This is a genomic window from Sphingomonas sp., from assembly GCF_965200105.1.
Taxonomy (GTDB): domain Bacteria; phylum Pseudomonadota; class Alphaproteobacteria; order Sphingomonadales; family Sphingomonadaceae; genus Solisphingomonas.
Window position 1 is genome coordinate 1,657,589 of the sequence record NZ_CBDATN010000002.1, and the last position, 24,921, is coordinate 1,682,509.

The 24,921-nt window shown below is 71.5% G+C and carries 28 protein-coding genes and 1 pseudogene; 14 read left to right on the forward strand and 15 right to left on the reverse strand.

Annotation, left to right across the window (positions count from 1 at the left end):
- Nucleotides 1–273: 273 nt before the first annotated feature.
- Genes ACOFKX_RS09415 through ACOFKX_RS09430 form a run of 4 tightly spaced genes read right to left on the reverse strand, consistent with a single transcriptional unit; the run spans nucleotide 274 to nucleotide 4,097 of the window.
- A complete protein-coding gene (locus ACOFKX_RS09415; protein ID WP_419826733.1) occupies nucleotides 274–855 on the reverse strand; it encodes a class I SAM-dependent DNA methyltransferase in 582 nt (193 codons plus the stop codon).
- A complete protein-coding gene (locus ACOFKX_RS09420; RefSeq protein ID WP_419826734.1) occupies nucleotides 845–1,576 on the reverse strand; it encodes a PIG-L deacetylase family protein in 732 nt (243 codons plus the stop codon). The genes ACOFKX_RS09415 and ACOFKX_RS09420 overlap by 11 nt, the downstream gene beginning before the upstream one ends.
- Nucleotides 1,570–2,643: an acyl-CoA dehydrogenase gene (locus tag ACOFKX_RS09425; RefSeq protein WP_419826735.1), complete on the reverse strand. Its 1,074-nt coding sequence runs from the start codon at nucleotides 2,641–2,643 to the stop codon at nucleotides 1,570–1,572. The genes ACOFKX_RS09420 and ACOFKX_RS09425 overlap by 7 nt, the downstream gene beginning before the upstream one ends.
- Nucleotides 2,640–4,097, reverse strand: coding sequence for an aminotransferase class I/II-fold pyridoxal phosphate-dependent enzyme (locus ACOFKX_RS09430; RefSeq protein ID WP_419826736.1), 1,458 nt, complete (start codon nucleotides 4,095–4,097; stop codon nucleotides 2,640–2,642). The genes ACOFKX_RS09425 and ACOFKX_RS09430 overlap by 4 nt, the downstream gene beginning before the upstream one ends.
- Nucleotides 4,098–4,163: 66 nt before the next feature.
- On the opposite strand from ACOFKX_RS09430, the gene ACOFKX_RS09435 reads away from it, so the two are divergent.
- The 4 genes from ACOFKX_RS09435 to ACOFKX_RS09450 all read left to right on the forward strand — a co-directional run bounded on the left by ACOFKX_RS09435 (nucleotide 4,164) and on the right by ACOFKX_RS09450 (nucleotide 7,274).
- Nucleotides 4,164–4,664: a methyltransferase domain-containing protein gene (locus ACOFKX_RS09435; protein ID WP_419826737.1), complete on the forward strand. Its 501-nt coding sequence runs from the start codon at nucleotides 4,164–4,166 to the stop codon at nucleotides 4,662–4,664.
- 220 nt (nucleotides 4,665–4,884) lie between these two features.
- Complete coding sequence (locus tag ACOFKX_RS09440) at nucleotides 4,885–5,142, forward strand: hypothetical protein (RefSeq protein ID WP_419826738.1); 258 nt, start codon at nucleotides 4,885–4,887, stop codon at nucleotides 5,140–5,142.
- Between the two features lie 198 nt (nucleotides 5,143–5,340).
- Complete coding sequence (locus tag ACOFKX_RS09445) at nucleotides 5,341–6,294, forward strand: NAD-dependent epimerase/dehydratase family protein (protein ID WP_419826739.1); 954 nt, start codon at nucleotides 5,341–5,343, stop codon at nucleotides 6,292–6,294.
- A gap of 23 nt (nucleotides 6,295–6,317) precedes the next feature.
- Nucleotides 6,318–7,274 (forward strand): kinase, encoded by a 957-nt coding sequence (locus ACOFKX_RS09450; protein WP_419826740.1) that lies wholly within the window; start codon nucleotides 6,318–6,320, stop codon nucleotides 7,272–7,274.
- On the opposite strand, the gene ACOFKX_RS09455 is transcribed toward ACOFKX_RS09450, so the two are convergent.
- The 6 genes and pseudogenes from ACOFKX_RS09455 to ACOFKX_RS09480 form a co-directional block, all read right to left on the reverse strand.
- Nucleotides 7,259–7,468, reverse strand: coding sequence for a DUF4214 domain-containing protein (locus ACOFKX_RS09455; protein WP_419826741.1), 210 nt, complete (start codon nucleotides 7,466–7,468; stop codon nucleotides 7,259–7,261). The genes ACOFKX_RS09450 and ACOFKX_RS09455 overlap by 16 nt on opposite strands.
- 120 nt (nucleotides 7,469–7,588) lie before the next feature.
- Entirely contained in the window at nucleotides 7,589–7,975 is a 387-nt protein-coding gene (locus ACOFKX_RS09460) for a hypothetical protein (RefSeq protein WP_419826742.1), read from the reverse strand.
- Nucleotides 7,972–8,217 carry a hypothetical protein gene (locus ACOFKX_RS09465; protein WP_419827432.1) on the reverse strand — a complete coding sequence of 82 codons (246 nt, stop codon included), beginning with the start codon at nucleotides 8,215–8,217 and terminating at the stop codon, nucleotides 7,972–7,974. The genes ACOFKX_RS09460 and ACOFKX_RS09465 overlap by 4 nt, the downstream gene beginning before the upstream one ends.
- Before the next feature lie 59 nt (nucleotides 8,218–8,276).
- A pseudogene (locus tag ACOFKX_RS09470) lies at nucleotides 8,277–8,741 on the reverse strand (glycosyltransferase); the annotation flags it as partial.
- 87 nt (nucleotides 8,742–8,828) lie between these two features.
- Entirely contained in the window at nucleotides 8,829–9,071 is a 243-nt protein-coding gene (locus ACOFKX_RS09475; protein WP_419826743.1) for a hypothetical protein, read from the reverse strand.
- Nucleotides 9,072–9,350: 279 nt separating this feature from the next.
- On the reverse strand, nucleotides 9,351–11,348 hold the full coding sequence (locus ACOFKX_RS09480; RefSeq protein ID WP_419826744.1) for a transglycosylase domain-containing protein: 1,998 nt from the start codon (nucleotides 11,346–11,348) through the stop codon (nucleotides 9,351–9,353).
- A gap of 74 nt (nucleotides 11,349–11,422) precedes the next feature.
- Here ACOFKX_RS09480 and crtY point away from each other — a divergent pair, with 74 nt between their 5' ends.
- The 5 genes from crtY to ACOFKX_RS09505 are packed head-to-tail and all read left to right on the forward strand — an operon-like array spanning nucleotide 11,423 to nucleotide 16,423.
- Nucleotides 11,423–12,583 carry a lycopene beta-cyclase CrtY gene (gene crtY / locus ACOFKX_RS09485; RefSeq protein ID WP_419826745.1) on the forward strand — a complete coding sequence of 387 codons (1,161 nt, stop codon included), beginning with the start codon at nucleotides 11,423–11,425 and terminating at the stop codon, nucleotides 12,581–12,583.
- Between the two features lie 23 nt (nucleotides 12,584–12,606).
- Nucleotides 12,607–14,094, forward strand: coding sequence for a phytoene desaturase (locus ACOFKX_RS09490; RefSeq protein WP_419827395.1), 1,488 nt, complete (start codon nucleotides 12,607–12,609; stop codon nucleotides 14,092–14,094).
- Complete coding sequence (locus ACOFKX_RS09495) at nucleotides 14,091–14,672, forward strand: TIGR00730 family Rossman fold protein (protein ID WP_419826746.1); 582 nt, start codon at nucleotides 14,091–14,093, stop codon at nucleotides 14,670–14,672. The genes ACOFKX_RS09490 and ACOFKX_RS09495 overlap by 4 nt, the downstream gene beginning before the upstream one ends.
- Nucleotides 14,673–14,678: 6 nt before the next feature.
- Nucleotides 14,679–15,605, forward strand: coding sequence for a phytoene/squalene synthase family protein (locus ACOFKX_RS09500; protein ID WP_419826747.1), 927 nt, complete (start codon nucleotides 14,679–14,681; stop codon nucleotides 15,603–15,605).
- The gene (locus tag ACOFKX_RS09505) at nucleotides 15,602–16,423 is read left to right on the forward strand and encodes a 5'-methylthioadenosine/S-adenosylhomocysteine nucleosidase (RefSeq protein ID WP_419826748.1); all 822 of its coding nucleotides are present in this window, start codon (nucleotides 15,602–15,604) and stop codon (nucleotides 16,421–16,423) included. The genes ACOFKX_RS09500 and ACOFKX_RS09505 overlap by 4 nt, the downstream gene beginning before the upstream one ends.
- On the opposite strand, the gene ACOFKX_RS09510 is transcribed toward ACOFKX_RS09505, so the two are convergent.
- Nucleotides 16,395–16,865, reverse strand: coding sequence for a beta-carotene hydroxylase (locus tag ACOFKX_RS09510; RefSeq protein WP_419827396.1), 471 nt, complete (start codon nucleotides 16,863–16,865; stop codon nucleotides 16,395–16,397). The two genes, ACOFKX_RS09505 and ACOFKX_RS09510, sit on opposite strands and share 29 nt — an antisense overlap.
- 107 nt (nucleotides 16,866–16,972) lie before the next feature.
- Here ACOFKX_RS09510 and ACOFKX_RS09515 point away from each other — a divergent pair, with 107 nt between their 5' ends.
- From ACOFKX_RS09515 to ACOFKX_RS09530, 4 genes are all read left to right on the forward strand, one after another.
- Nucleotides 16,973–17,299: a hypothetical protein gene (locus ACOFKX_RS09515; RefSeq protein WP_419826749.1), complete on the forward strand. Its 327-nt coding sequence runs from the start codon at nucleotides 16,973–16,975 to the stop codon at nucleotides 17,297–17,299.
- A 77-nt stretch (nucleotides 17,300–17,376) separates the two neighbouring features.
- Nucleotides 17,377–18,591: an ADP-forming succinate--CoA ligase subunit beta gene (gene sucC, locus ACOFKX_RS09520; RefSeq protein ID WP_419826750.1), complete on the forward strand. Its 1,215-nt coding sequence runs from the start codon at nucleotides 17,377–17,379 to the stop codon at nucleotides 18,589–18,591.
- A 35-nt stretch (nucleotides 18,592–18,626) separates the two neighbouring features.
- Nucleotides 18,627–19,376 (forward strand): electron transfer flavoprotein subunit beta/FixA family protein, encoded by a 750-nt coding sequence (locus ACOFKX_RS09525; protein WP_419826751.1) that lies wholly within the window; start codon nucleotides 18,627–18,629, stop codon nucleotides 19,374–19,376.
- Entirely contained in the window at nucleotides 19,373–20,302 is a 930-nt protein-coding gene (locus ACOFKX_RS09530) for an electron transfer flavoprotein subunit alpha/FixB family protein (RefSeq protein WP_419826752.1), read from the forward strand. The genes ACOFKX_RS09525 and ACOFKX_RS09530 overlap by 4 nt, the downstream gene beginning before the upstream one ends.
- Nucleotides 20,303–20,329: 27 nt before the next feature.
- On the opposite strand, the gene ACOFKX_RS09535 is transcribed toward ACOFKX_RS09530, so the two are convergent.
- The 4 genes from ACOFKX_RS09535 to ACOFKX_RS09550 form a co-directional block, all read right to left on the reverse strand.
- Nucleotides 20,330–21,145: a DUF72 domain-containing protein gene (locus tag ACOFKX_RS09535; RefSeq protein WP_419826753.1), complete on the reverse strand. Its 816-nt coding sequence runs from the start codon at nucleotides 21,143–21,145 to the stop codon at nucleotides 20,330–20,332.
- Nucleotides 21,145–23,205, reverse strand: a complete 2,061-nt coding sequence (locus ACOFKX_RS09540) for a transglycosylase domain-containing protein (protein ID WP_419826754.1) — start codon at nucleotides 23,203–23,205, stop codon at nucleotides 21,145–21,147. Before ACOFKX_RS09540 ends, ACOFKX_RS09535 begins: the two co-directional genes overlap by 1 nt.
- 160 nt (nucleotides 23,206–23,365) lie before the next feature.
- On the reverse strand, nucleotides 23,366–23,764 hold the full coding sequence (gene msrB, locus ACOFKX_RS09545) for a peptide-methionine (R)-S-oxide reductase MsrB (RefSeq protein WP_419826755.1): 399 nt from the start codon (nucleotides 23,762–23,764) through the stop codon (nucleotides 23,366–23,368).
- A 32-nt stretch (nucleotides 23,765–23,796) separates the two neighbouring features.
- Nucleotides 23,797–24,549 (reverse strand): NAD(P)-dependent oxidoreductase, encoded by a 753-nt coding sequence (locus ACOFKX_RS09550; protein ID WP_419826756.1) that lies wholly within the window; start codon nucleotides 24,547–24,549, stop codon nucleotides 23,797–23,799.
- Nucleotides 24,550–24,614: 65 nt separating this feature from the next.
- Here ACOFKX_RS09550 and ACOFKX_RS09555 point away from each other — a divergent pair, with 65 nt between their 5' ends.
- Entirely contained in the window at nucleotides 24,615–24,911 is a 297-nt protein-coding gene (locus ACOFKX_RS09555) for a hypothetical protein (protein ID WP_419826757.1), read from the forward strand.
- The last annotated feature ends 10 nt before the right edge of the window (nucleotides 24,912–24,921 follow it).

A 24,921-nucleotide genomic window follows, 5' to 3' on the forward strand; every position in this document is an offset into this window, starting at 1 on the left:
GCGCTGTTCGCCGCGTTGGCACGCACCGGCGCGCGCGTGCGCCACCCGACCGACGTGCGCGTCTTCACCTCGTGCCGCACCGCCGGCCGCGCGGCGGGCGGCATGGCGGACACCTATGCGCGGTGGATCGCGCAGGACGAGGACGCGCCGATCCACGGCGCATTCCGGCTCGATGCCGCGCTCGGCCCGACCGAGCCGGGTGACGCGGACCGGCTCAGCTTCGCGACGCTGCCGGCGGCGCTCGGCGAGGCACGGCGGCGAATCCGCGCAGGCTCAGCGCATCCGCCACAGGTCGAGCCGGTAGCGGTCGTGCCGGTCGGCGCGAAGCCGCTCGACTGCATCCCCCATCAACCCGGCGAGGCCCTCCACCGCCTCGTCCCCGCCGAGCGGATAGTCGGTGTCGCCGGTCCAGTGGACGAGCAGCACGTCGCCGCCTGACGGCACCGCGTCGCGGAGCCAGGCGGCCGCGCGCGCCAGATCGTCGCGATCCCAGTAGTAGATGATCTCGGAGAGCAGCACGAGGTCGAAGCGGCCCTCGGGCGTCTGCGCTGGAAGCTGGAGCGTCTCGAAGCGCACCTGCGGCAGGCCGGCGCACCGGCTGCGCGCTGCGGCGAGCGCGGTCCCGGACACGTCGGCGGCGAGCACCGCGTCGCACCGCTCCGCCAACCTGGCGGTGAAGATGCCGTTGGCGCAGCCCGGCTCGAACGCGCGCGCGTAGCGGTCGCGCGGCAGCGCGGCGAGCGTGGCGTCGTACTTGGCCGCCTCATAGTCGCTGGTCTCGAACTGCCAGGGATCGGGATCGTCGCGGTAGAGCTTCTCGAACCAGTCGGGCGGAATCGACTTGTCACGGCGCATGAGCGGCCTCCAGCAGCAGGGTGAGCGGGCGATCCACCATCCGGCGCATCGCAGGCGGCAGGCGGAAGCTCGTCCCGCCCGCGATGCGCCCGCCGCGCTGCGTCGCGTGCGCGTCGAGCGCGCGGCGCAGCGCCGGGCGGTGGCGCCGGATGTCGAGTGCGAGGACGCGGGCGGGCGGCATCGCGCTCCGCCACCCCCACACCGGCGTTTCATAGACGGCGAGCCGGCGATGCCGGGCCACCGCCGCCGCGAGCAGCGACGCAGCCTCGTGATCGCAGTGCGGGTCGCCTCGCCAGGTGGTCACGATCGCGCGCACCCGCCGCCGCCGGCAAAGCGCGAGCAGCCGATCGCGGGCGCGTAGGAAGGCGGTGTCGCCCGGCGCCTGCGGCGCGGCGTCGGTCCAGCCCAGCCACAGTGGCGGCGCGGTGACGCCCAGCCTGCGCAGCGCCGCCCTCGCCTCGCCGCTCCTGGCGGCCGCCACGCGCGCCGGGCTCCAGCCGGGCGCGCCGACGTGCGAGCCCGATCCGTCGGTCAGATAGGCGACGACCGGCGGCGTGCCCGCCGCCGCCAGCGCCGCGATCAGCCCGCCGGGGCCGAGCGTCTCGTCGTCGGGGTGCGGCGCCAGCGCGAGCCAAGTCCCGGCCCTCGCCAGCGCGCCCGCATCGACCCGTCGCGCGCGCCGCGCGAGCGCGCGCCACTCGCCATCGCTTCCGCCTACCACCAGGGATCGTCCCCCCAGCGGTCGCGCTCCAGCCAGGCGGCGGCAGCACGGTCGCGCGCCTGATCGGGCACCGGCTGGCGGAGGTAGAGGCCGAGGTCGCGCGAGATTCGATCGATCCGGCTGTCCTCGAAGAAGGCGGCGGTGCCGACGCCACGCGCGGCGGCCTCCATGACGCCGAGCGCCGCCTCCTCGACGACGCCGCGCGCCATCAGCGTGAGCGGGATCGCGTCGGCGTCGCCCGCCTCGGCGCGGAGCGCGGCGCGCTCTACCCAGGCACCGGCGCCGCGCACGGCGGCGACGCAGCCGGCGAAGCGCGCGCGCTGGATCGGCTCCTCGCGTTTTCCGCTCGCGACGAGGTGATCGCGCAGGTGACGGACGAGCGCCTCCGCCGCGCCGAGCTGGACGGCGGCGAAGCGCCACGCGCCGGCGCTGAAGCGGGGCTCGCGCTCATAGTCGCCGGGCGCGCCGATCAGCGCTTCGGATGCCACGACGAGGCCGTCGAAATCGAAGCGCCCGCTTCGCGTGCCGCGCATGCCGCGCACTCGCCAGCCGGCGTTATCGGCGCGCTCCCGGTGATCGCGAATGTCGACCACCACCATCTGCTTGCCGCCGTCGGGCAGCCGCGCGGTGATGAGCGCGGCGTCGATGTGGCCGGCGCCCGTCGCGAAGCTCTTCGCGCCGGACAGTCGCCAAACATCGCCTTCCCGCGCGATCGTCATGCCGGGCGCGGGCTCGGTGTTCCAGACGCCGAGCACGCGGCTTCCGGCCTCGACCGCGGCGCGCTGCGCGGCGTCGCCATAGGCGTCCACGAGCTGTGCCGCGTTGACATGACCCTCCCAGATCCTCCCGAGGCTCAGGTCCGCGCCGCCAATCCGGCGCAGCGCGGCGTACAGGGCGCGGACCGCGTGCTCGTCGGGCAGGCGCGTGAAGGCGGTGAGCCCGCCCGCCCGGGCCACCGCCGCCAGCCGCTCTGCCGGAAAAGCCTCGTCGCCGTTCGCCGCGTCCCACGCGCGAGCGAGCGGGCCGAGCGCGCGTAGGAACGAGTCGGGCGGGGTCGGCCCGTTCACGCGACCACCCGCACCGTCCGCTCGCTGGGGTCGGTCGGATCGAGGAAGAAGGCGCCAGCGTCGCGCGAGCCGGCGAGCCAGGCGGCGTGCGCCTCGCCGATCCGCTGGCCGGGTACGAGCCTTGGCACGCCGGGCGGCGCGGGTGCGATCAGCTCCGCCGCGATCCGTCCGGCGGCGGCGGCGATCGGCACCCGCTCGGCCGGCGCGAAGAAGGCCTGCGTGCCGGGCATCGCCATCTCGACCGCCAGCTCGGCCATGCCGGGCAGGTTCGGCGCCGGTGCCAGCGCCAGCGTGCCGGCGCGCAACCGGCGCACGCCATCGCCGAGGCCCCGCGCCAGCGCGCGCACGTCCCCCGCAGTGGTGCCCGGCGAGACGATCGCGAGCAGGTGGTTGGCGCCCGAAATCGCCACGCTGACGCGATGCTCGGCGACCAGCCAGTCGTCGAGCGCGTAGCCCGAGACGCCGAGCGCGGAGCAGTCGATCAGCAGCTTGCTGCGATCCAGCTCGCAGTTCGGCGGCAGATCGTCTTCGCACAGCATCGAAAGCCCGTCGATGCGGGCGAGGCGGCGGCGGAGATCGTCGGCGCTGTCGAGCACGCGGCCCCAGATCGCCTCGCCGTCGATCGCGTGATCGCGCCGCACCGCGTCGAGACTGGCCAGGATCGGCACCGACGGGCTCGTCGTCTCGAACAGCTCGTAGGCCATCCACAGTCGCTGGCGGTCCACGCGGTCGCCCTTGGCGAGCAGCGCGGAGCCTTGCGTCAGCGCGCCCATCGTCTTGTGCAGGCTGTAGACGGCGATGTCGGCGCCCTTGGTCAGCGCGTCGTGGGGCAGCCGCTCGCAGAAGGCGAAGGCGCCGCCCCATGCCGCGTCGCAGATCAGCGCCACGCCGCGATCATGGCAGAGGTCGGCCAGCGCGGCGATGTCGCTGGTGACGCCGTAATAGGTGGGCGACACGAGCACGAACGCCTTGGCGTGCGGATGCGCGTCCAGCGCGGCGGCGAGCGCCTCCGGCGCAACGCCATGCTCGATATCGCGATCGGCGTCGACGATCGCGGGTACGATCGCGGCCTCGATCCCGGCGGCGAGCGCGTAGGCGCGCTCGGCCTTATGGACGTTGACGGCGAACAGCACGGTATCGCCCGGCCCCGCGACGGCGGCTAGCGCCGTATGCAGGCTCTGCGTCGAGCCGCCAGTGACAAAGCGGCAGAAATCGGCGTTCCACGCCTGCGCCGCAATCTCGTGCGCGCGCTGGAGAGCGTGGGCGCCCTCGGTGCGATCATCCAGCCCCTTGGGGGTGATCACGTCGGCGGCGAACAGGCGGCGGCCGAGCAGGCGGAGCAGCGCCTTCGACACGCCCGCGCCTTGATGATGTCCGGGCGCGCCGAAGCCGTGCGGCGGCCGGCGTTCGACGGCGGTGAGCGCATCGAGGAGAGGGGCTTCGCGCTGGTCCACCGCCCGACCAACCGCCCGGAGCCGCGATCGTTGCAAGCCCCCCGCGCGAGCGGATAGGCCGCCCCGATGCCGGACGGCGCGCTCCTCGCAGCCTGTCGCGGCGACGCCGTGTCGGTCGGCGCGAGGACGCGCTGGAGCCTCGTCGCCGACGCGCCTGCGATGCGATACTGCGACGAATTTAATCGGGCGGATTTCCGGAGCCGAAATCCGGCTTGGCGCGCCACGCCGCTCGCGTCCGTCTCGCTCGTCTGCGACGTCTGGACGCTGGACGGCCTGGCGGACGCGAGCCTCGACTGCCTCGTCGCCTTCCGCCTGTTCGCCCAGGCCGAGCGCGCCGCCGCGGGCCTTCGCGCCGCCCGGCGCGTGCTGCGCCCGGGCGGCACGCTGTTGCTGCCCGCGCCCGACGCACGCTATCGCTCCGGCGTGGCCGGCGACGAGGAAGCCGCGCTATACGCAGGGATGGACGCGGTAAAGGCGGCGCTACTGCCCGGCCAAGATGCAGCCGGGAAGGATGGACCATGCCACGCGCGCTGCGCCTGCTCGCCTCGCTCCCGGCGGAGTGGATGAGCATACGCGGCGCCGGCGAGGACGCCGACGCGATCCGCGCGCGACTGCTGCCCGCGATCGGGCGACGAAGTGGACCTGCGCTTCATCGCCACGTCTGCCGCCGACGGTCTGCCGCAGGGCACCACGGTGCTGCCGGACGATGCCGTCATGCTGGACGCTGTCGACGGCATCGGGACCGATCACGTCGCGCTGGTTCGACGGCGCGGCACCTCGGAGTCGAATGGCTGGCCGAACTTGCCGGCTCCTCGCGCTCGATCCCGCGATCGCGGCTGCCGGCGGCAAGGCGCTCGATCCATGGCTGCGCGTGCGCAACGCGGGCGCGCTGATCGGCGCGGACGGCTATCGCATGATCGACGGCGGCCGCGCGGACTACAGCCCGACGCAGTGGTTCATCGGCGAGGTCGTCTCCGACGTCGACGCGCTGCCCACGCCGCCGATCGCAGCGCGTCGCGACCCGCTGCTCGCGGCCGGCGGGTGACGCCTTCACGCCGACGGCGACGCCGCCGGGCCCGCATTCGCCGCGGCCACCCGGGCGGTCGGGCTGCGCCTCGCCTACAATCCCGCAGCCGTCTTGGTGTACGATGCCCGCATGTCGGTGCTCCGCGCTGCCCCGCATCTACGGCACGCGGCGCGGGGTAGGCGAAGCCTCGCCCTTCGCCTAAGGCTCGCGGCGCCTATGACGATGCATCTCATCACCGGCGGCGCCGGCTTCATCGGCGTCAACCTCATCCGCCGGCTTCTCGCCGGCGGGCAGGAGGTGGTCGTCGTCGACGACATGTCGCGCGGGCGGATCGAAAACCTGGGCGAGCTCGAGGCCGATCCCCGCGTCCGCGTCGCCACGCTCGACTGCGCCGACGCGGACGGGTTCGGCGCGTTCGTGGCGGGGCTGGACGGGCGGGTCGACGACGTCTGGCACCTCGCCGCCAATTCCGACATCCCGGCCGGCATCGCCGATCCGGCCATCGACCTGCAACGAACCTTCCTCACCACCTTTGGCACGCTCGCCGTCATGCGCCGTTTCGGCATTGGCCGGCTTCACTTCGCGTCGAGCTCGGCGATCTACGGCGACTTCGGCGAGACGGTGATCCACGAGGATATCGGCCCGTTGGAACCGATCTCCAACTATGGCGCGATGAAGCTCGCGTCCGAGGCGCAGATCCGGGCGGCGGCGGAGGCGTGGCTGCCCTGCGCGCGCATCTTCCGCTTCCCCAATGTGATCGGCGTGCCCGCCACGCACGGCGTCATCCTGGATTTCGTGGAGAAGCTGCGCGCCACGCCCGACCGGCTCGACGTTCTCGGCGACGGCACGCAGCAGAAGGCCTATCTTCACGTCGACGACCTTGTCGACGCGATGCTGCACATCGCCGCGCTCGACGGCCGCTACCGCGTGTTCAATATCGGGCCGAGCGACGACGGCATCACCGTCCGCCGCATCGCCGAGACGGTGCGCGACGCCGCCTCCCCCTCCGCCGCCATCGCGTTCGGCGAGGGCAATCGCGGCTGGGTCGGCGACGTGCCGCGCTTCCGCTACTCGGTCGATCGCCTGCTCGCCACCGGCTGGCGGCCGAGGCTAGGTTCGCAGGCAGCGATGGAGCGCGCCGTCGCCGAGATCGTGGGGGCACGCGCATGATCATCAGCCGAACGCCATTGCGCATGAGCTTCGTCGGCGGCGGGAGCGACCTGCCCGCCTTCTATCGCCGCCACGGCGGCGCGGTATTGTCGACCGCCATCGACAAATATGTGTACGTCAGCGTCAACCCCAAATTCGACGGCGGCATCCGCCTCGCCTACTCCAAGGTGGAGGAGGTGCAGCGGCTCGACGAGATCGAGCATCGCCTGTTCCGCGCCACGCTGGAGCTGCTCGGCATCGACGGCGGCGTCGAGGTGACGACCACCGCCGACATCCCCTCGCGCGGCACCGGGCTGGGCTCGTCGAGCTCGTTCACGGTGGGGCTGCTCAACGCCGTCTCCGCCCATCTCGGCCGCCACGTCTCGGCGGACGAGCTCGGCCGCCGCTCCTGCGAGGTCGAGATCGACCGCTGCGGCGAGCCGATCGGCAAGCAGGACCAGTATGCCGCCGCCTTCGGGGGCGTGAACCTCATCGAGTTCAACGCCGACGACAGCGTCGCCGTCTCGCCCGTCATCATGAGCCGCGGGACGCGCAAGCGGCTGGAGGACGGCATCGTCTGCTTCTACACCGGCATCACGCGCAGCGCGTCCGAGATCCTGCGCGCCCAATCCGCCAATTCGCAGGAGAGCGCGAACCATCAGGCCACGCTGAAGCGGATGGTCGCGCTCTGCTACAGGCTGCGCGACGATCTCGCGCGCGGCGATGTCGACGCGTTCGGCGATATCCTGCACGAGAATTGGGAACTTAAAAAGACGCTCACCGCCGGCATCGCCACGCCGCAGATCGACGGCTGGTATGGGGCGGCCAGGGAAGCGGGCGCACTCGGCGGCAAGCTGCTCGGCGCTGGCGCGGGCGGGTTCCTCATCTTCTACGCACCCGCCGATCGGCACGAGGCGATCGCGCGCGCGGTCGGCCTGCGCCGCATCCGCATGGGATTCGAGCCGCTGGGCAGCCGTATCCTCTTCTACAACCCGCAGTAGCGCGCGACCGCCGCCTCGATCATCGCGAGCCGCTCCGGCGAGGCCGTGATCGCGGCGAGCACCGCCGCACGTGAGGTGCCACCGGCGACCGTCGCGACGAAGGGCCTCTCCTCAAGCGGGTTCGGCTCGCGTCCGAGCGATCGGCGGCAGGCGATCGTCACGAATAGCGCATCGTCCGGCGGCCGCGGCAGCATCGCCGTCCAGCCAAGAATGCGGATGGCCTCGATCTCGGCGCGGCGCGATCAGACAGAAGCCCGCTGCTAGCAGCGCCTGCCGCGCCTCGCCCTCCTGGTCCCGCCAGCGGATGACCAGCGTCAGCGTGCCGCCCGGCGGGATGGCGACGGCCCAGCCGAGCAGCCGCTGCGTGAACGCCGGGCCGGTGGGCGCCGTCGCTCGCGCGTCGAGGCGCAGCCGCGCCGCCCTCTTCGTGGCGGATCGCCCAGCGTCACCTCGCACCGGAGCCGCGGCCAGCGGCCCACACCGCCGTGGCATGGGACGACGAACAGCGCGGCGATGATCGGCGCGGCGTCCCCGGTCGTCCGGTCCCCGCCGACGCCGAAGCGCGCAAGCGTCGCCGCCCGCTCGGCCGCCGCGCGCGCCGCCTCCGCCTCGCCGGCGGCTTCGCGCGCGAGTTCGCACTCGTGCATCGCCTCATCGCGCGCGCGGGCGGACTGGTCGCGCCGTGCCTCGGCCTCGGTCACGCGGCGGCCGCCTCGTCTGAGCGCTCGGCGGCGACGCCGACCTCCGCCTCGGCGCGCTGCGTGGTGCGGAGCGCCACCAGCCGCGCCTCCCGCGCCGCGCAGCGAAGATAGCCGAAGCGCGCGATCGCGGCGTCGAAAGCGCTGGCGAGCGCGGCGGCCGCGTCCACCCAGCTCTCTGGCGGATAAACGGCCTCCACCTCGCGCGCGTCCCACGCCGGCGGTGGGGCGGCGAACGCCGCCATGTCCGCGCTGTCCGCGACGAGGTGAATGTTGGCGCATACCGCGTTCTCGCCGCGATCTCGCGCGCCGGCGGCAGGTCGCGCGAGACGATCGGCCTGCCCGCCGCCAGCGCGTGCAGGATCGGCAGGCCGAAGCCCTCATGGTGGCTCGGGAACAGCACGACGTCGGCGGCTCGATAGTGCGCCGCCAGCGCCGCCTGCGGCGGGTCGCCGAGCGAGTGGCGCGCGACGGCGTCGTTCCAACCCGCCTCCACGCCGAGGATGCGGATCGCCGGCCGCTCGAACCGTGCGCGGAGCGCGCCGAAGGCGGGCGCGACATGCTCGTGCGGGCATGCTCGAAGGTGCCGCTGAACGACGCGCGGACCATACGGCAGTCGAACAGCAGGTCGGTTGCGACCGTCGGGGCCGGGCGTCAATGCGGCGGCGAGCGTTTCCGCTCGCGCGGCGGATCCCTCGCGTCGGCGTGTGATCGGCCGCTCCAGCGTCGGATGCCGATCGCGGAACAGCGCGGGGTCCGCGTCGCACATCGTCGGGAGGGGCGGCAGCGCCACGGCGGCGCGGTGCGCGACAAGGCTTTGATAGCCGCACCGGTTCGCCCGCGCCGAGAAGTCCGCTCAGGCGGCGTCGAGGCCGGCGAACGCCTCGTCGAGCAACCCGAACTCGGCGAGCATCAGGCGGCGGACGAGCAGGCACCCGGGTGCGGCGCGGGCGGTGTAGGCCATGCGGGGAGGCCGGCCGGCGCCCGCCGCGTCACGGGCGAATTGGGCGAAGCCCGCCAGCGGGTCGAGCCCGACGACGGCGGCGATCTCGGCCAATGCGCCCGGCTCCGGACGCGCGCGGGCGTCGAGCAGCAACACGTCGCGGCCGAGCGCGAGCCGCGTGCCAGCGCGACGTTGGCGGCACGCACCGCGTCCGCAGCGGCGCCAAGCCGGCCGTCGCCTGCCTCGCCCGGGATTAGCGGTTCGGCACCCAGCCGCGGCCTCTCCGGCGACGGCCCCCAGCGCAACGTCCGCCTCTTCCTGCCACCCGGGAAGAACGGCGATCAGCACCGTTCGGTCAAGCGCGGCTTGATCCGCGTGCGTGACATGGCGAGTCCTCCCGGAGCGCATCGGGTACGCCGTCGCCCGAGCGACCGTCTATCGATCCTCTGGCTGCGGCTCGTCGCTCTCATCGTCGTGATCGTGGCTGGGGGTGCCGGACAGGCGCACCCCGTCCGCGCCGACATGCACCGAAACGTCGCCCACGCCGAGATCGCCGAGCAGGCCGTTGCCGAGATCGAGGTCGAAGCCCGCCACGCGGCCGGCGTCCGGATCGACGTTCACGGGCGTCGGCGCCGCGTAGGGCCGGGCGCCGGTCGCCTGCGTCATGAAGCGCCGCCAGATCCGCGCCGGGACGCCCCCGCCCGCCACGCCGGGCAGCGGCTTGTTGTCGTCGCGGCCGATCCACACCGCCGTCACGATCCCACCGGAAAAGCCGACGAACAGCGCGTCGCGCCCGCCCTGGGTGGTGCCCGTCTTGCCGTAGGCGTCGACGTTCAGGCGCGCGGCGCGCGCCGTCCCGCGCGTGACCGTGGCCGACAGCAGGTCGAGCAGCATCGCGCGCTGACGCGCCGGCATCGCGCTCGGCCGGTTCCACAGCCGGTCGAGCCAGCCTCGTGGCGGATCGGAGAGGCCGCGCGCCGCGATCGGGTAGCGCCCCGCCGCCACTGCCGCGTAAGCGCTCGCCAGTTCCAGCAGCGTCACGCCCGAGGTGCCGAGCGCGATCGAAGGATCGACGCGCAGCGGGCTGCGGATGCCGAGATCGCGCGCCGCCCGCGCCACCGCTTCGGGCCCGACCTGCCGCGCCAGGCGAACGGCGGCGACGTTGCTGGATCGCGCGAAGGCGTCGCGCAGCGTGATGCTGCCGCGGTACCGGCGATCGGCGTTGACCGGAGTCCATCCGTCGATGGTGATCGGCCGGTCCTCGACATGATCGTCGGGGGTCAGGCCGGCGCGGATCGCGGCCAGATAGACGAACAACTTGAAGGTGGAGCCGGGCTGGCGAAGCGCCTGCGTCGCGCGGTTGAACGGGCTCTGCGCGTAGCTGCGCCCGCCGACCATTGCGAGCACGCGCCCGTCGGGCCGCATCGCCACCAGCGCCGCCTGCGCCGGCCCCAGCCCCGCGCCCGCGATCGCGCGCTCGGCGGCGCGCTGCATGTCCGCGTCGAGCGTGGTGGCGACGCTGCGTTCCGAGTAGCCGTCGTCGTCGCCCGCGCGCGCGGCGGGCAGCACCCAATCGGCGAAATAGGTGCCGCTCGGCGCGGCGCGCGTGCCCGCCAAGTGGAGCGTGGCGGACCGCACGCGAGCGGCGCGGGCGCGATCGAGCAGCCCGGCATCGGCCATCGCCGCGACGACCACCGCCTGCCGCGCCTTGGCGCCGGCGAGGTTGGTGGACGGCGCGAGCCTCGACGGCGCCTTCATCAGCCCCGCGAGCATAGCCGCCTCGCTCACCGTCATCCGCTCGGGCGGGTGGCCGAAATAGTGGCCCGAGGCGGCGCGCAGGCCGTAGACATTGTCGCCGAAATAGGCGTCCGACAGGTAGCGCGACAGGATCTCGCGCTTGGTGAGCCACGCTTCCAGCCAGAAGGCGATCAGCACCTCGCGCGCCTTGCGGCCGGCGGTGCGGTCGGCCGACAGGAACACCATCTTGGCGAGCTGCTGCGTGATCGTCGAGCCGCCCTCGCGGACATGGCCGGCACGCAGATTGTGCCAGGCGGCGCGCGCGATCCCCTGGGGATCGATGCCGTGATGGCGGTAGAAGCGGCGATCCTCGATCGCCACGAAGGCATCGCCGACATATCGCGGCAGCTTCGCGACATCGACCGGCCGTTCAACGATCGCGCCCGATCGCGCGATGGTGCGGCCGTCCGCCGAGACGAGCGTGACGCTGGGCGGCGCGATCGGCCTGAGCGATCGCGACAGCGGCGCCGTGGCGGCGAGCCATCCGAGCAGCAGCACAGCCACCAGCAGCACCGCGCCCGCCACGTGCCGGGCGCGCGGACGCCAGCGGCGGCGCGGCGGCTCCGGCGGTTGCGGCAGGACCGGCTCGGACAGTTCGCCGGCATGATGGAGGGGATCGAGCGGGGTCTCGAGCATCGTGGCTGTATTACACGGCTACGACACCCATGGCGAGGGTGACGCGGAAGCCCTGGGTCGCTAGGCGACTGGCGATGGAGCGCGCCCGGCAATGCGACCTCGCGATCGTCGGCGGCGGCCTCGCCGGCGGACTGATCGCACTCGCCGTCCACCAGGCTCGCCCCGACGCCCGCGTGCTGCTGATCGAGGGTGGCGAGGCGCTCGGCGGCAATCACGTCTGGTCCTTCTTCGAGGACGACGTCGCGCCCTCCGACCGGCCGCTGGTCGACTCGCTGATCGCGCATCGCTGGCCGGATTACGACGTATCCTTTCCAGCTCGGCGCCGGACACTCCCATCCGCCTACCACTCGATCACCTCGGAACGGTTCGACGCGGCGCTGCGCTCGGCGCTTCCGGCCGAGCGGCTGCTCACCGGCAGGCGGGCGATCGGCGTCTCTCCTCGCGCCGTCGTGCTCGCGGACGGCACGCGGATCGAGGCGGCGGGGGTGATCGACGCGCGCGGCCCCGGCGACCTGTCGCTGCTGACGCTCGGCTGGCAGAAGTTCGTCGGGCGCGAGCTGGTGCTGGAGGCGCCGCACGGCCTCGATCGGCCCGTCGTCATGGATGCCACCGTCGAGCAGATCGACGGCTACCGGTTCGTCTACCTGCTGCCCTTCGCGCCCAATCGCGTGTTCGTCGAGGACACCTACTACAGCGACACGCCGCACATCGATCATCGCGCGCTCGCCGCCCGGATCGACCGCTACGCGCGCGAGCGCGGCTGGACTGTCCGCCACGTCGCGCGCGAGGAGGCGGGCGCGCTTCCCGTCCTGCTCGACGGCGATTTCGAGGCCTATTGGCGGTCGGGCGGCGCGCACGTCGCTAAGGCGGGCGCGCGCGCGGCGCTGTTCCACCCCACCACCGGCTACTCGCTGCCCGACGCGGTGAGGACGGCGGCGATCGTGGGGCGGATGCGCGACTGGCGGGCGCCCGCGCTGCACGACGCGCTCCACGCGCACGCCCGCTCGGCCTGGCGCAAGCGCGGCTTCTACCGCCTGCTCGACCGCATGCTGTTTCGCGCCGCGGCACCTACGGAGCGATACAGGATACTCGAACGCTTCTACGGACTCGACGAGCGGCTGGTCGCGCGCTTCTACGCGGGGCATTCGACGGCGGTGGACAAGGCGCGGATCCTCGCCGGCCGGCCGCCCGTTCCGATCGGCCGCGCGATTCGCGCGCTCGCCGGCGTCGGATGAAAATGAGTAAGGTGGCGTTCGGTATGCGCAGGGCGGCGGTGATCGGTGCGGGCTTCGGCGGGTTGGCGCTCGCCATCCGCCTCCAGTCGGCGGGCGTGGAGACCACGATCGTCGAGGCGCGCGACAAGCCCGGCGGCCGCGCCTATGTGTGGGAGCGCGACGGCTTCACCTTCGATGCCGGCCCCACCGTCATCACCGATCCCGCCTGCCTCACCGAGCTGTGGCGCCTTTCCGGCCGCGACATGGCGGAGGATGTCGAGCTGATGCCGGTCAGCCCCTTCTACCGGCTGCGCTGGCCCGACGGCACCAGCTTCGACTATTCCAACGACGATGCGCAACTCACTCGCGCGATCGCCGCGCTCAATCCGGCGGACGTCGATGGCTACCGCCGCTTCCTCACCTACTCGGACGCCGTGTACGAGGAGGGTTATCGCAAGCTCGGCCACGTCGCCTTCCTCGATTTCGGATCGATGATAAAGGCCGCGCCGGCGCTGCTGAAGAACCAGGCTTGGCGCTCGGTCTACTCGATCGTCTCGTCCTTCGTGGAGGACGAGCATCTCCGCCAGGCGCTGTCGTTCCACACGCTGCTCGTCGGCGGCAACCCGATGTCGACGAGCAGCATCTACGCGCTCATTCACCGGCTGGAGCGCGAGGGCGGCGTGTGGTTCCCGAGGGGCGGCACGCACGCGCTGGTGCGCGCCATGGCGGCGCAATTCGAGCGGCTGGGCGGCACGCTGCGCCTCGCCGACCCGGTGACGTCGATCGACACGCTGGGCGATCGCGCGACGGGCGTCACCTGCCGGTCCGGCTGGCACGACGACTTCGACGCGGTCGCCTCCAACGCCGACGTCATGCACAGCTACAAGGCGCTGCTCGGCCACTCGCAACGCGGCCGCCGCGCGACGCGCGCGCTGGAGCGCAAGCGTTTCTCGCCGTCGCTGTTCGTCATCCACTTCGGCGTGCGCGGCACCTACGCGCAGATCCCCCACCACTCGATCCTGTTCGGCCCGCGCTACGGCCCGCTGCTCAAGGACATCTACGATCACGGCGTGCTGGCGGCGGACTTCTCGCTGTATCTCCACCACCCCACAGTCAGCGATCCCGCGCTGGCGCCCGAGGGCTGCTCGACCTTCTACGTGCTGGCGCCGGTGCCGCATCTGGGCAAGCTGCCGATCGATTGGGACGAGGAGTTCGCGACCGCCTATGCCGACCGCATCCTCGACTATCTGGAGGAGACGCTGATCCCCGGCCTGAAGGAGCGGCTGGTCACGCGCTTCCACTACACGCCGATGGATTTCGCGACCGATCTCAACGCGCACATGGGGTCCGCCTTCAGCCTGGAGCCGCTGCTCTGGCAGTCGGCCTTCTTCCGGGTCCACAACCGCGACGATGCCATTCCGAACCTCTACTTCGTCGGCGCCGGCACGCATCCGGGCGCGGGCATCCCCGGCGTCGTCGGATCGGCCAAGGCGACGGCGGCGCTGATGCTGGAGGATCTGGCGCGGGCATGAGGGCGCTCGCCGTCTACTGCGGCTCCGCGACGCCCGCCGATCCGCGCTTCGTGGAGAGCGCGCGGCTCGTCGGCCGCACGTTGGCGGAGCGCGGCATCGCCGTCGTCTACGGCGGCGGACGGCTGGGGCTGATGGGCGCGCTGGCGGAAAGCGCGCTGGCGGCGGGCGGCACCGTTCACGGCGTCATCCCGGGCGCGCTGGTGGAGGCGGAGCTCGCGCATCGCGGCCTCTCCTCGCTCGTGACCGTCAGGACGATGCACGAGCGCAAGGCCGCCTTCGCCGACATGGCGGACGGCTTTCTCACGTTGCCGGGTGGCGTCGGCACGATGGACGAGCATTGGGAAGCGATGAGCTGGGCGCAGCTCGGCTATCATGCCAAGCCGGTGGGGCTGCTCAACGTCGCGGGCTATTATGACGGGCTGATCGCGTTCGCCGCGACGATGGCTGAGACGGGCTTCGTCCGGCCGATGCACCGCGACATCCTGATCGTCGACGACGATTGCGGCCGCTTGCTCGACCGCATGGCCGCCTACCGCCCGCACGTGCCGATTGCCGCCATGACGGCCGACGAGCTTTGAGGGGCGATGGATAGGGCGGCGCTGGTCGGCCACGCGCGCCGCACCATCGCGGCGGGCTCGAAATCCTTCGCCGCCGCCTCGCGGCTGTTCGATCCGGCGACGCGGGAGCGCGCGCAGTTGCTCTACGCCTGGTGCCGGGCGTGCGACGATACTGCCGACGGGCAGGTGCTGGGCCACGGGATGCGGCCGGTCGCCGATCCGCAATCGAGCCTGTCGCTGATGCGGACATTGACCGCGCGTGCCCTCGCTGGCGAACCGACGGGAGACCCGGCGTTCGATGCGTTGGGCGTTGTCGCCGCCGAGACGCGGCTGCCCGCCCGCTTCGCGCACGACCTGATCGACGGCTTCGCGCTCGACGCACAGGGCTGGCAGCCTCGCACCGAAGACGATCTCTATCGCTACTGCTACCATGTCGCGGGCGCGGTCGGCTGCATGATGGCGGTCGTGATGGGCGTCGACCCGGCCGACGACGCGACGTTGGATCGCGCGTGCGACCTCGGTATCGCCTTCCAGCTCGCCAACATCGCGCGCGACGTCGGCGAGGATGCGGCGGCGGGGCGCTGCTATCTGCCTGCCGCGTGGCTGGTCGAGATCGACGTGCCACCGGGAGAGCATATGCGCCCCACCTACCGCCCCCGCCTCGCCGTGCTCGGGCGCAGGCTGGCGGCGCTCGCCGAACGCTATGAGGCGAGCGCGCGGGGCGGGGCGGCGGCGCTTCCCTTCCGCTCGGCCTGGGCGGTGCTGGCGGCCGCCGGCATCTATGGCGACATCGCGCGCGAGGTGGCGCGCCGGGGCGGGCGCGCGTGGGACGCGCGAGTGACGACGGGCCGGACGGACAAACTCGGCTGGATCGTCGTCGCGGGTTGGCAGGCGGCGCGGCGTCACCGGCTGCCGGCGACCCCGCGCGACGGCCTGTGGACGCGGCCGCGATGAGCCTTTCCGCGATCATGTCCGCCTACGAGCCCGAGTGGCGGACGCTCGGCCTGCTCGTCAAAGACCCGATCGAGGAGCGGATCGCGGGCACGCGCTACGTCTCGGGCCGCATCCTGGGACGTCCGGTGCTCCTGTTCCTGTCGGGCATGAGCATGATCAACGCCGCGATGACGGCGGAGCGCGCGATCCAGCGCTACGGACCGGCGCGCCTCCTGTTCTCCGGCATTGCCGGCGGGCTCGATCCCAAGCTCGGCGTCGGCGACGTGGTGGTGCCCGGACGCTGGGCGCAGCCGCTGGAGGCGACCTTCGCGCGGGAGGGGCCGGGTGGCTTCGCGCCGCCCCGCGACGGGCTGCTCGCCTCGCCCGCCGACATACCGGGATTCGGTATGATCCACGCCCGCCAGGTCGAGGTGCCGGGCGAGCGCGGCCCGGAGTGGCGGCGGTGGTTCGACGCGAATGCCGCCCTCCTAGCCGTCGTGCGTGATGCATCGTTGCAGGCGGTGCTGAAGCATGACGACAGGCTCGGCCGGCTTCCGGCGATCCACGTCGGCGGCAGCGGCGTCTCGAGCCCGGTGTTCGTCGACAACGCCGCATATCACGATCATCTCTTCACGGCGTGGGGCGCGCGCGTGGTCGACATGGAATCGGCTGCGGTGGCTCAGGTCGCCTCCGCGCACGGCCTGCCGTTCGTGGCGCTGCGGAGTGTCTCCGATCTCGCAGGTGGCGATCCGCATCCCAATCGCTGGCACGTCTTCGCCGCGCACGCCGCCGATAACTCGGCAGCCCTCGTCACCGCGATGCTCGCACACCTTCCCTGACCGGCGCGCGCAGGCCGCTGCGCCCCCGCCGCGCGATCTCGGCCTTCAGTCGCTCGGGCGCCGGCGCCACCAAGAAGCCGAAGCTTACCGTACCCTCCTTCGTCTCGATGACGTGGTGGAGCCGATGCGCTTGCACGATACGCCTCATGTAACGCGAGCCCGGCACGTAGCGATGCGGCAGCCGGCGATGCACGATCCAATCGTGGAAACCGAAGTAGATCGCGCCGTAAGCGGCGATCCCCGCTCCGACCCAGGTGCAACCCGGCCACCAGCCCCAGCGCACCCCGCCTGCCAGCAGCAGGATCGAGGGCAGCGCGAAGATGACGGCGTAAAGATCGTTGAGCTCGAACACGCCATGCCGCGCGCGATGATGGCTGGCGTGCAGGAACCAGCCCCAACCATGCATCACCCAGCGGTGCGCCGCATAGGCGACCGCCTCCATCGCGGCGACGGTGGCGAGGAACAGGGCGAGGCCGGCGAACGGATGCACCTCGTCGATATAGGGATGCGCGGAGCGCGAGGCGAGCGTTCACTCGGCATGCAGCCACGGTGGCGCTAAGCGCCGCCATGCCGTTCCGCCGCACCGCCGCCACGTTGCTCCTGCTGGCGAGCTGCTCCGGCGTGTCCCGCGAGGCTCGAATCGAGGCGAAGCTCGCCGAGGCGGGGCTGAAGCCGAAGCTCGCGCACTGCCTCGCACCCAAGCTCGCGCACGATCTGTCGGACGATCAGCTCCACGAGCTTGCGACGGCGATGAAGGCGGAGCCCCGCGGCGGCCACGGTACCCGGATGCTGAGCCGCCGCCTCAGCGCGATCGACGATCCCCGAGTTGCCGACATCGTGTCACGTGCCACCCTCGCCTGTGCGATCATGGGTTGACAGCAGCCTGGCGCGGGGTTGCCGCCCGCCCAGGCTGACGCTACCGACGCCGGGGCATACGGGAGTCGGCGGACGCCATGAACATTCACGAATATCAGGCCAAGGAACTGCTCGCGAAGTTCGGTGTGGCGGTGCCCGCCGGCCATGCCGCGATGTCGGCGGACGAGGCGGTGAACGCGGCGACGAAGCTGCCCGGGCCGCTCTACGTCGTCAAGGCGCAGATCCACGCCGGCGGCCGCGGCAAGGGCAAGTTCAAGGAGCTCGGGCCGGACGCCAAGGGCGGCGTGCGCCTCGCCAAGTCGCTCGACGAGGTGAACGCGGCGGCGAAAGACATGCTCGGCAACACGCTCGTCACGGTGCAGACCGGCGAGGCCGGCCGTCAGGTCAACCGCCTCTACGTCACCGACGGCGCCGATATCGCCAAGGAATACTACCTCTCGATGCTGGTGGATCGCGCGTCCGGCCGCATCGCCATGGTCGTCTCCACCGAAGGCGGCATGGACATCGAGGCGGTGGCGCACGACAGCCCTGAGAAGATCGAGACGATCACGATCGATCCCGTCGAGGGCTTCCAGCCGCATCACGGCCGCGCCGTCGCCTTCGCGCTCAAGCTCAAGGGCGATCTCGCCAAGCAGGCGCAGACGGTGGCGAAGCAGCTCTACGAGGCGTTCCTCGCCACCGACATGGCGATGCTGGAGGTCAACCCGCTGGTTGAGACGACCCCGGACTCCTCGGGGGCCGCCAAGCTGCTGGTGCTCGACGCCAAGGTGTCGTTCGATTCGAACGCGATGTTCCGCCACAAGGACGTCGCCGAGCTGCGCGACCTCGACGAGGAGGATCCGATGGAGGTCGAGGCTTCCAAGCACGATCTCGCCTACATCAAGCTCGACGGCGATATCGGCTGCATGGTGAACGGCGCCGGCCTCGCCATGGCGACGATGGACATCATCAAGCTCAACGGCGCCTTTCCCGCCAACTTCCTCGACGTCGGCGGCGGCGCCAGCACGGAAAAGGTGACGGCGGCGTTCAAGATCATCCTCGCCGATCCGGCCGTGAAGGGCATCCTCGTCAACATCTTCGGCGGCATCATGAAATGCGACATCATCGCCGACGGCATCATCGCGGCGGCCAAGGAGGTGAACCTCCAGGTGCCGCTGGTGGTCCGGCTGGAGGGCACCAACGTGGAGCGCGGCAAGGAGATACTCGCCGGCTCCGGCCTCAGGATCGTCCCCGCCGACGATCTCGGCGACGCCGCGCGCAAGATCGTCGCGGAAGTGAAGCAGGCGGCCTGATCCACGCCTAGACCAACTAGACCAAAGGGACTGCCATGAAGGTTCTCGTGCCCGTGAAGCGGGTGATCGACTACAATGTCCGTCCGCGCGTGAAGCCGGACGGCTCGGGCGTCGATCTCGCCAACATCAAGATGTCGATGAACCCGTTCGACGAGATCGCCGTCGAGGAGGCGATCCGGCTGAAGGAGAAGGGCGTCGCGACCGAGATCGTGGCGATTTCCGTCGGCCCGCAGAAGGCGCAGGAGACGCTGCGCACCGCGCTCGCCATGGGCGCGGATCGCGCCATTCTCGTGCAGACCGACGACACCGTCGAGCCGCTCGCCGTCGCCAAGATCCTGAAGGCCATTGCCGACGAGGAGCAGCCGGGGCTGGTGATCCTCGGCAAGCAGGCGATCGACGACGACTCGAACCAGACCGGGCAGATGCTCGCCGCGCTGATGGGCCGGCCGCAGGGCACCTTCGCCTCCAAGGTCGAGGTCGCCGACAACAAGGCGACCGTGACGCGCGAGGTCGACGGCGGGCTGGAGACGGTCGCCATCGAGCTGCCCGCGATCGTCACCACCGACCTGCGCCTTAACGAGCCGCGCTACGCGTCGCTGCCCAACATCATGAAGGCGAAGTCCAAGCCGCTCGCCAACAAGACTCCCGCCGACTACGGCGTGGACACCGCGCCGCGCCTGGAGACGCTCAAGACGGTGGAGCCGCCCAAGCGCACCGCCGGCATCAAGGTGGCCGATGTCGACGAGCTCGTGACCAAGCTGAAGAACATGGGAGTGGCGGCATGAAGACGCTGGTCTGGGTCGAGCACGACAGCGGCTCCATCAAGGACGCGACGCTCTCCGCCGTCACGGCGGCGGCGAAGCTGGGTGAGGTCCACCTCGTCGTCGCCGGCAAGGACGTCGGCGCGGTCGGCGAGGCGGCGGCGAAGATCGCGGGCGTCGGCAAGGTCCACGTCGCCGACGCCGACGTTTATGATCACGTCCTTCCCGAAGCGGTGGCGCCGCTGATCGTCGAGCTTATGGGTCACCACGACGCGTTCGTCGCGCCCGCCACCGCCAACGGCAAGAACATCGCGCCGCGCGTCGCCGCGCTGCTCGACGTCATGCAGGTGTCCGACATCCTCTCCGTCGAGGACGAGAAGACGTTCACGCGGCCGATCTACGCGGGCAACGCCATCGCCACCGTCAAGTCGAGCGATTCGAAGCTGGTCGTCACCGTGCGCGGCACCGCCTTCGAGAAGGCCGCGCGCGAGGGCGGCTCGGGCGAGGTCGAGGCGGTGGGCGCCGGCGGCGCGGCGGTGGGCTCGTCGTTCGTAGGCGCGGAAATCTCCAAGTCGGAGCGGCCGGAGCTCACCTCGGCCAAGGTGATCGTCTCGGGCGGCCGCGCGCTCGGTGCGTCCGACAAGTTCCACGAGGTCATCGATCCGCTCGCCGACAAGCTCGGCGCGGCGGTGGGCGCGTCGCGTGCGGCGGTGGACGCGGGCTATGCTCCCAACGACTATCAGGTCGGCCAGACGGGCAAGATCGTCGCGCCGGAAGTCTATGTCGCGGTCGGCATCTCGGGCGCGATCCAGCATCTCGCCGGCATGAAGGACAGCAAGACCATCATCGCCATCAACAAGGACGAGGACGCGCCGATCTTTCAGGTCGCGGACATCGGCCTGGTGGGCGACCTGTTCAAGCTGGTGCCGGAGCTGACTTCGAAGCTCTGACGATCGAACGGTCTTCTCGCCATTGGATCAACTTCGAGGGAATGAGGAGGCCGTCAGTCGCTCGATCGTAGCCATCGCGGCCTGCGGCGCACGGACCTTCGCACCGCTGATGTAGAACAGGTACGCGTCGCGCGGCATGTCCTTGCCTGGCGTCTCGTCAGCCTTCGGGAACAGGTCGTCCCCGCGGCCCTCCGCCCAACCGCGTGCCACGTTCACCCAGTTCGCGATGGCGTCCGTAGCATAGCCGGTCGCCTCCGCCTCCACCGTCCGCATCAGCCGCGCGTAGCGAAGCGGTCCGGTGGCGTCGCCGATCGCCGGGTAGTCAGCCGAGTCGGTGTGGCAGATCGCGACGCCCGCCGCTCGGGCGAGCGCGACGAACTCGGGGCAGGCGAAGCTCTCGTGCCGCACATCGACAACATGGTCGAGCGGCACGCCGTCCCGTGACCCCGGCAGCAGCTTGAGGAAGGCCTCGAAGTCGTCGGCGGCGAACTTTTTGGTAGCCATGAACTGCCACAGGATCGGCCCGAGCCTGTCGCCCAGTTCCACGATCCCCTGCCCGCAGAAGCGCGCGATCGACTCGCCGGCCTCCGCCAGCACCTTGCGGTTGGTGCAGTAGCGCGACGCCTTGAGCGCGAACTTGAACCCGTCGGGCACCGCCTTGCCCCACTTGGCGAAGGTCGCGGGCTTCTGGCTAGAATAGTAGGTGCCGTTGACCTCGATCGCGGTCAGCTTGGAGGCGGCGTAGTCCAGCTCCTTCGCGTGCGGCCACTTGTCCGGGAAGAAGGTGCCGCGCCACGGCTCGTAGGTCCAGCCGCCGATGCCGACCCTGATCGTGCCAACCATCAGCCGTTCCGCCCCAACGCTTTGTCCAGCCACCGCCGATCGAGCCGCCCATCGTCGCGCGCCTGGGGCCCAGGCGAGGTGGGCGGCGGCGGCGGGCCGAACCAATCATCGTCCTGCGTCTGCGGCATCGGCCGGGATCCGCGACGCACCTGCACCGCGTCGGGATCGGAGGGCGCCTGCCCCGGATCGCCGTCGGCGCCGCCACTCGGCCGATCCTGCGCCACCGGATTGCCATTTTCGTCGAGCGTAGGGATGCCGTTGTCGGGCGCGCCATAGGCTTCGTCGTCGGGCTCGAGCTGCCACTCGGGCAGGGTAACGGAGGTTTGAAACGGCACGATCGGTCGGTTGGCCACTGCCTGACCCATGAAGTCGGCGAAGGCTCGCGCCGGTGCGCGACCGCCGTAGAGGCCGGGATTGGGCTTGGCATCGTCGCGGCCCATCCACACGCCCGTGGTCAGCCCCGACGAGAAGCCCAGAAACCAGCCATCGCGATTCGTGGAGGTGGTGCCCGTCTTGCCTGCCACTGGCCGGCCGATCTGCGCGGCCCGTCCGGTGCCGGTGTTGACCGCGGTCTGGAGGAGGTCGGTCATCTCGGCGGCCACCCAGGGCGCGACGAGCACGCGCGGCTCGGGTGCCGTATGCTGGTACAGGATGCGGTCCTCCGGCCCGACGACCTTGGTGATCGCATACGGAACGACCATCCCGCCTTGGTTGTCCACCTCGGCGAAGGCGCGCACCATGTCGATCAGCCGGACGTCCGAGGTGCCGAGCACCATCGAGGGATGGGTGTCGATCGGCGTGGTGATCCCGAAGCGTCGCGCCATGTCCGCCACCGTGTCGAAGCCGACGATCTGGCCGAGCTTCGCCGCCACCGTGTTCAGGGAGAAGGCGAAGGCAGTGCGGATGTTGATCTGGCCCGAGTAAGTCCGCTCGTCGTTACGCGGGCTCCAGCCGTCGATCGTCACCGGCTCGTCGACGATCGGTTCGTCGGGCTTGTGGCCCCCTTCGATCGCCGCGAGATACACGAACAGCTTCCACGACGATCCCGGCTGGCGCACCGCCTGCGTCGCGCGGTTGTAGATCGACGAGATATAGTCGCGTCCGCCCACCATCGCGCGCACCGACCCGTCGCGCTCCATCGCCACCAGCGCGCCCTGCAGTCCCTTGGGCGTATCGCGCTGGATCGCGGCGTCGGCGGCACGCTGCATCTTCGGATCGAGCGTCGTCCAGACGTCGAGCGGCTCGGATTGGTCGTCGATCAGCGTGTCGAGCTGCGGCAGCGCCCAGTCGGTGAAGTAGCGCACGCTGTTCTGGCGAGGCGCGGGCGCGAGGCGGACCGCGTGCGGGTTGGCGTCCTCGGCCTGCGCGCGGCTGATATGTCCGGTCGCCACCATCGTGTCGAGCACGACGCCGGCGCGGCCCACGGCCGCCTCGGCGTCGGCGGTGGGCGAGTAGTTGGACGGCGCCTTGACGAGCCCCGCCACGATCGCCGCCTCGGCGAGGCTCAGGTGATCCGCTCCGTGGCCGAAGAAGCGGCGCGACGCGGCGTCGATGCCGTAGCTGCCGCCGCCGAAATAGACCTTGTTGAGGTAGAGCTCGAGGATCTGGTCCTTGGAAAATTTTCGCTCCAGCGCCAGGGCGACGATGGCCTCGCGAACCTTGCGCGTGAAAGTCTTGTTGTTCGTCAGGAAGACGTTGCGCGCGAGCTGCTGCGTGATCGTCGATCCGCCTTGCGTGAACCGCCCGCGCCTGACGCGCACGTCGAGCGAGCGCGCGATGCCGATCGGATCGATGCCGGGATGCCGATAGAAGCGACGATCCTCGACCGAGACCATCGCGTCCTTCATCACCTGCGGGATCTGGTCGGAGCGCAGCCACTGGCCGTAGCTCGGGCCAAGCGACACCAGCACGCTGCCGTCGGCGGCGTGGACGCGGATCATCTGCCCGTTCTGCGAGGTCTTGAGCTGCTCGTAGCTCGGCAACGTGCCCATCGTCACGAACACCGCGACGAGGAGCGCAACCAGCGCCGCCACCGCCAGCGCCAACAGGATCTTGAACATAGTGCCGATCAGCCTGCCCGCGCCGCCCCGCCCGCGCGCGGACGGACGACCGGTTGGAGGCGGCGGAGGCGGCGCCGGCCGGGACGTCTGACGGATCGGGCGGGCCATGGATCAGCCACGCGCTTACCGCCTCGTCCGACCTGTCACAAGTTAAGCCGGATCAATCCGCCTTCGGCGCGAAATCCAGCGAGGCCGAGTTGATGCAGTAGCGCAGCCCGTTGGCGCCCGGACCATCCGGGAAGACGTGCCCGAGATGGCTACCGCAGCGCGCGCAGGTGACCTCGGTGCGCGTCATGCCGTGGCTGCGATCGACATGCTCGTCGACGGCGCCGTCCTTCGCGGGCTCGGTGAAGCTCGGCCAGCCGCTGCCCGAGTCATATTTGGTGCCGCTGTCGAACAGCTCCGCCCCGCACGCGGCGCAGACATACTCGCCCGTCTCGTGGTTGTCGTAGAGCTTGCCAGTAAAGGCACGCTCAGTCCCCGCCTGCCGGAGGATCTGGTAGCGTTCGGGCGAGAGGCGCTCGCGCCACTCGGCGTCGGTGAGTTCGAGCTTGTCCATAGGCGCCAAGATGGGTGGCGGCCCGGCGGTCGTCAATCGCCCCAGCCGATCTCGACGACGAGGCCGGGATGATCGCCGTGCGCCGTCATCCGCACCGCGTCGGCGCGGGCGCGATCGAGGATCGCGGGCGGCACGTCGGCGGCGTGGCGCACGACATCGGCGCGGGCGAGCAGGCGCGCCTCACGCAGCGTGAGCTCGTCGGGATCGGCGGAGCGCAGCCGGATGCGCTCGACGCCGCTGCCGGAGCGCGTATCAGGCTCGGCAAGCCACGCGGCGACGTCGCCCGCTCCCGAGAGCGGATCGAGAGCCCCGCCAAGATCGAGCGCCGAGTCGATCGCGCGACGTCGCTGGCCCGCTTCGGGGAAGCGCGCGCGAAGCTCCGCACGCGCCGCGTGGAGCGCTTCGGCCAGCCTACCGAGCGAGGCGGGGAGCAGCGCCTCCAGCCGCTGCCTCAGCGCCTTGGCGAGCCCGGCGGACGCCCCCCCCGTGCCGACCGCGATCAGCACGGGCGAACGATCGACGATCGCGGGCAGCGTGAAGTCGCAATGCGCGGGGCGATCGACCGCGTTGACGAGGACGCCCCGCGCCTTCAGCCGCGCGACGGCGGCGAGCGCCGGCTCCTGCTCCTCGATCGCAACGATGGCGAGCGCGGCGTCGGTCGCCTCGTCGACGATAGCCGCGCCGGCGCGGGCGAGCAGGCGGCGCTTGGCATCCGCAGCCTCGCCGGTGCCTAGGAGGATCACCGGACGCCCTTCGAGGCGCAGGAAGACGGGCAGGCTGTGCATCGCGCCTTGTCCCGCACGCTCCCTCGCTTGCCAAGCCGGGAAGCCGGCGGGTAGCGAAGAGGCCGATGCGACGGCTCGTCCTCCTCCTGCTCGCGGTCGTCGGCGTCCTCGGCCTCGCGCCCGCCGCGCCCGCGCGCGTTCACGCCCTGCCCGCGGCGCATCATGCCACGGCGCCGGCCGGCTGCCACGACGACGGGCAGGCGGCGACTCATACCTGCGTCGGTTGCGCGGTGGCGCCGGAGAGGCTGGCGATCGAGCATGGGGCGACGCTTCCGGCTGGCGCTCCGCACGAGCCCGCGCCGGCGACGCTGATCGGTCGCCGCATCGGTTTCGATCCGCCTCCTCCGCGCCGCGCCGCCTAGCGCGAGGAGC

What these genes read in the sequence shown, in the direction of transcription:
- ACOFKX_RS09415 (WP_419826733.1), bottom strand. Translation starts at nt 855, where the DNA reads ATGCGCCGTGACAAGTCGATTCCGCCCGACTGGTTCGAGAAGCTCTAC.
- ACOFKX_RS09435 (WP_419826737.1), top strand. Translation starts at nt 4,164, where the DNA reads ATGCCGGACGGCGCGCTCCTCGCAGCCTGTCGCGGCGACGCCGTGTCG.
- ACOFKX_RS09440 (WP_419826738.1), top strand. Translation starts at nt 4,885, where the DNA reads ATGGCTGGCCGAACTTGCCGGCTCCTCGCGCTCGATCCCGCGATCGCG.
- ACOFKX_RS09445 (WP_419826739.1), top strand. Translation starts at nt 5,341, where the DNA reads ATGACGATGCATCTCATCACCGGCGGCGCCGGCTTCATCGGCGTCAAC.
- ACOFKX_RS09450 (WP_419826740.1), top strand. Translation starts at nt 6,318, where the DNA reads ATGAGCTTCGTCGGCGGCGGGAGCGACCTGCCCGCCTTCTATCGCCGC.
- ACOFKX_RS09455 (WP_419826741.1), bottom strand. Translation starts at nt 7,468, where the DNA reads ATGCTGCCGCGGCCGCCGGACGATGCGCTATTCGTGACGATCGCCTGC.
- ACOFKX_RS09465 (WP_419827432.1), bottom strand. Translation starts at nt 8,217, where the DNA reads ATGGCGGCGTTCGCCGCCCCACCGCCGGCGTGGGACGCGCGCGAGGTG.
- ACOFKX_RS09480 (WP_419826744.1), bottom strand. Translation starts at nt 11,348, where the DNA reads ATGCTCGAGACCCCGCTCGATCCCCTCCATCATGCCGGCGAACTGTCC.
- crtY (WP_419826745.1), top strand. Translation starts at nt 11,423, where the DNA reads ATGGAGCGCGCCCGGCAATGCGACCTCGCGATCGTCGGCGGCGGCCTC.
- ACOFKX_RS09490 (WP_419827395.1), top strand. Translation starts at nt 12,607, where the DNA reads ATGCGCAGGGCGGCGGTGATCGGTGCGGGCTTCGGCGGGTTGGCGCTC.
- ACOFKX_RS09495 (WP_419826746.1), top strand. Translation starts at nt 14,091, where the DNA reads ATGAGGGCGCTCGCCGTCTACTGCGGCTCCGCGACGCCCGCCGATCCG.
- ACOFKX_RS09500 (WP_419826747.1), top strand. Translation starts at nt 14,679, where the DNA reads ATGGATAGGGCGGCGCTGGTCGGCCACGCGCGCCGCACCATCGCGGCG.
- ACOFKX_RS09505 (WP_419826748.1), top strand. Translation starts at nt 15,602, where the DNA reads ATGAGCCTTTCCGCGATCATGTCCGCCTACGAGCCCGAGTGGCGGACG.
- ACOFKX_RS09510 (WP_419827396.1), bottom strand. Translation starts at nt 16,865, where the DNA reads ATGGAGGCGGTCGCCTATGCGGCGCACCGCTGGGTGATGCATGGTTGG.
- sucC (WP_419826750.1), top strand. Translation starts at nt 17,377, where the DNA reads ATGAACATTCACGAATATCAGGCCAAGGAACTGCTCGCGAAGTTCGGT.
- ACOFKX_RS09525 (WP_419826751.1), top strand. Translation starts at nt 18,627, where the DNA reads ATGAAGGTTCTCGTGCCCGTGAAGCGGGTGATCGACTACAATGTCCGT.
- ACOFKX_RS09530 (WP_419826752.1), top strand. Translation starts at nt 19,373, where the DNA reads ATGAAGACGCTGGTCTGGGTCGAGCACGACAGCGGCTCCATCAAGGAC.
- ACOFKX_RS09535 (WP_419826753.1), bottom strand. Translation starts at nt 21,145, where the DNA reads ATGGTTGGCACGATCAGGGTCGGCATCGGCGGCTGGACCTACGAGCCG.
- ACOFKX_RS09540 (WP_419826754.1), bottom strand. Translation starts at nt 23,205, where the DNA reads ATGTTCAAGATCCTGTTGGCGCTGGCGGTGGCGGCGCTGGTTGCGCTC.
- msrB (WP_419826755.1), bottom strand. Translation starts at nt 23,764, where the DNA reads ATGGACAAGCTCGAACTCACCGACGCCGAGTGGCGCGAGCGCCTCTCG.
- ACOFKX_RS09550 (WP_419826756.1), bottom strand. Translation starts at nt 24,549, where the DNA reads ATGCACAGCCTGCCCGTCTTCCTGCGCCTCGAAGGGCGTCCGGTGATC.
- ACOFKX_RS09555 (WP_419826757.1), top strand. Translation starts at nt 24,615, where the DNA reads ATGCGACGGCTCGTCCTCCTCCTGCTCGCGGTCGTCGGCGTCCTCGGC.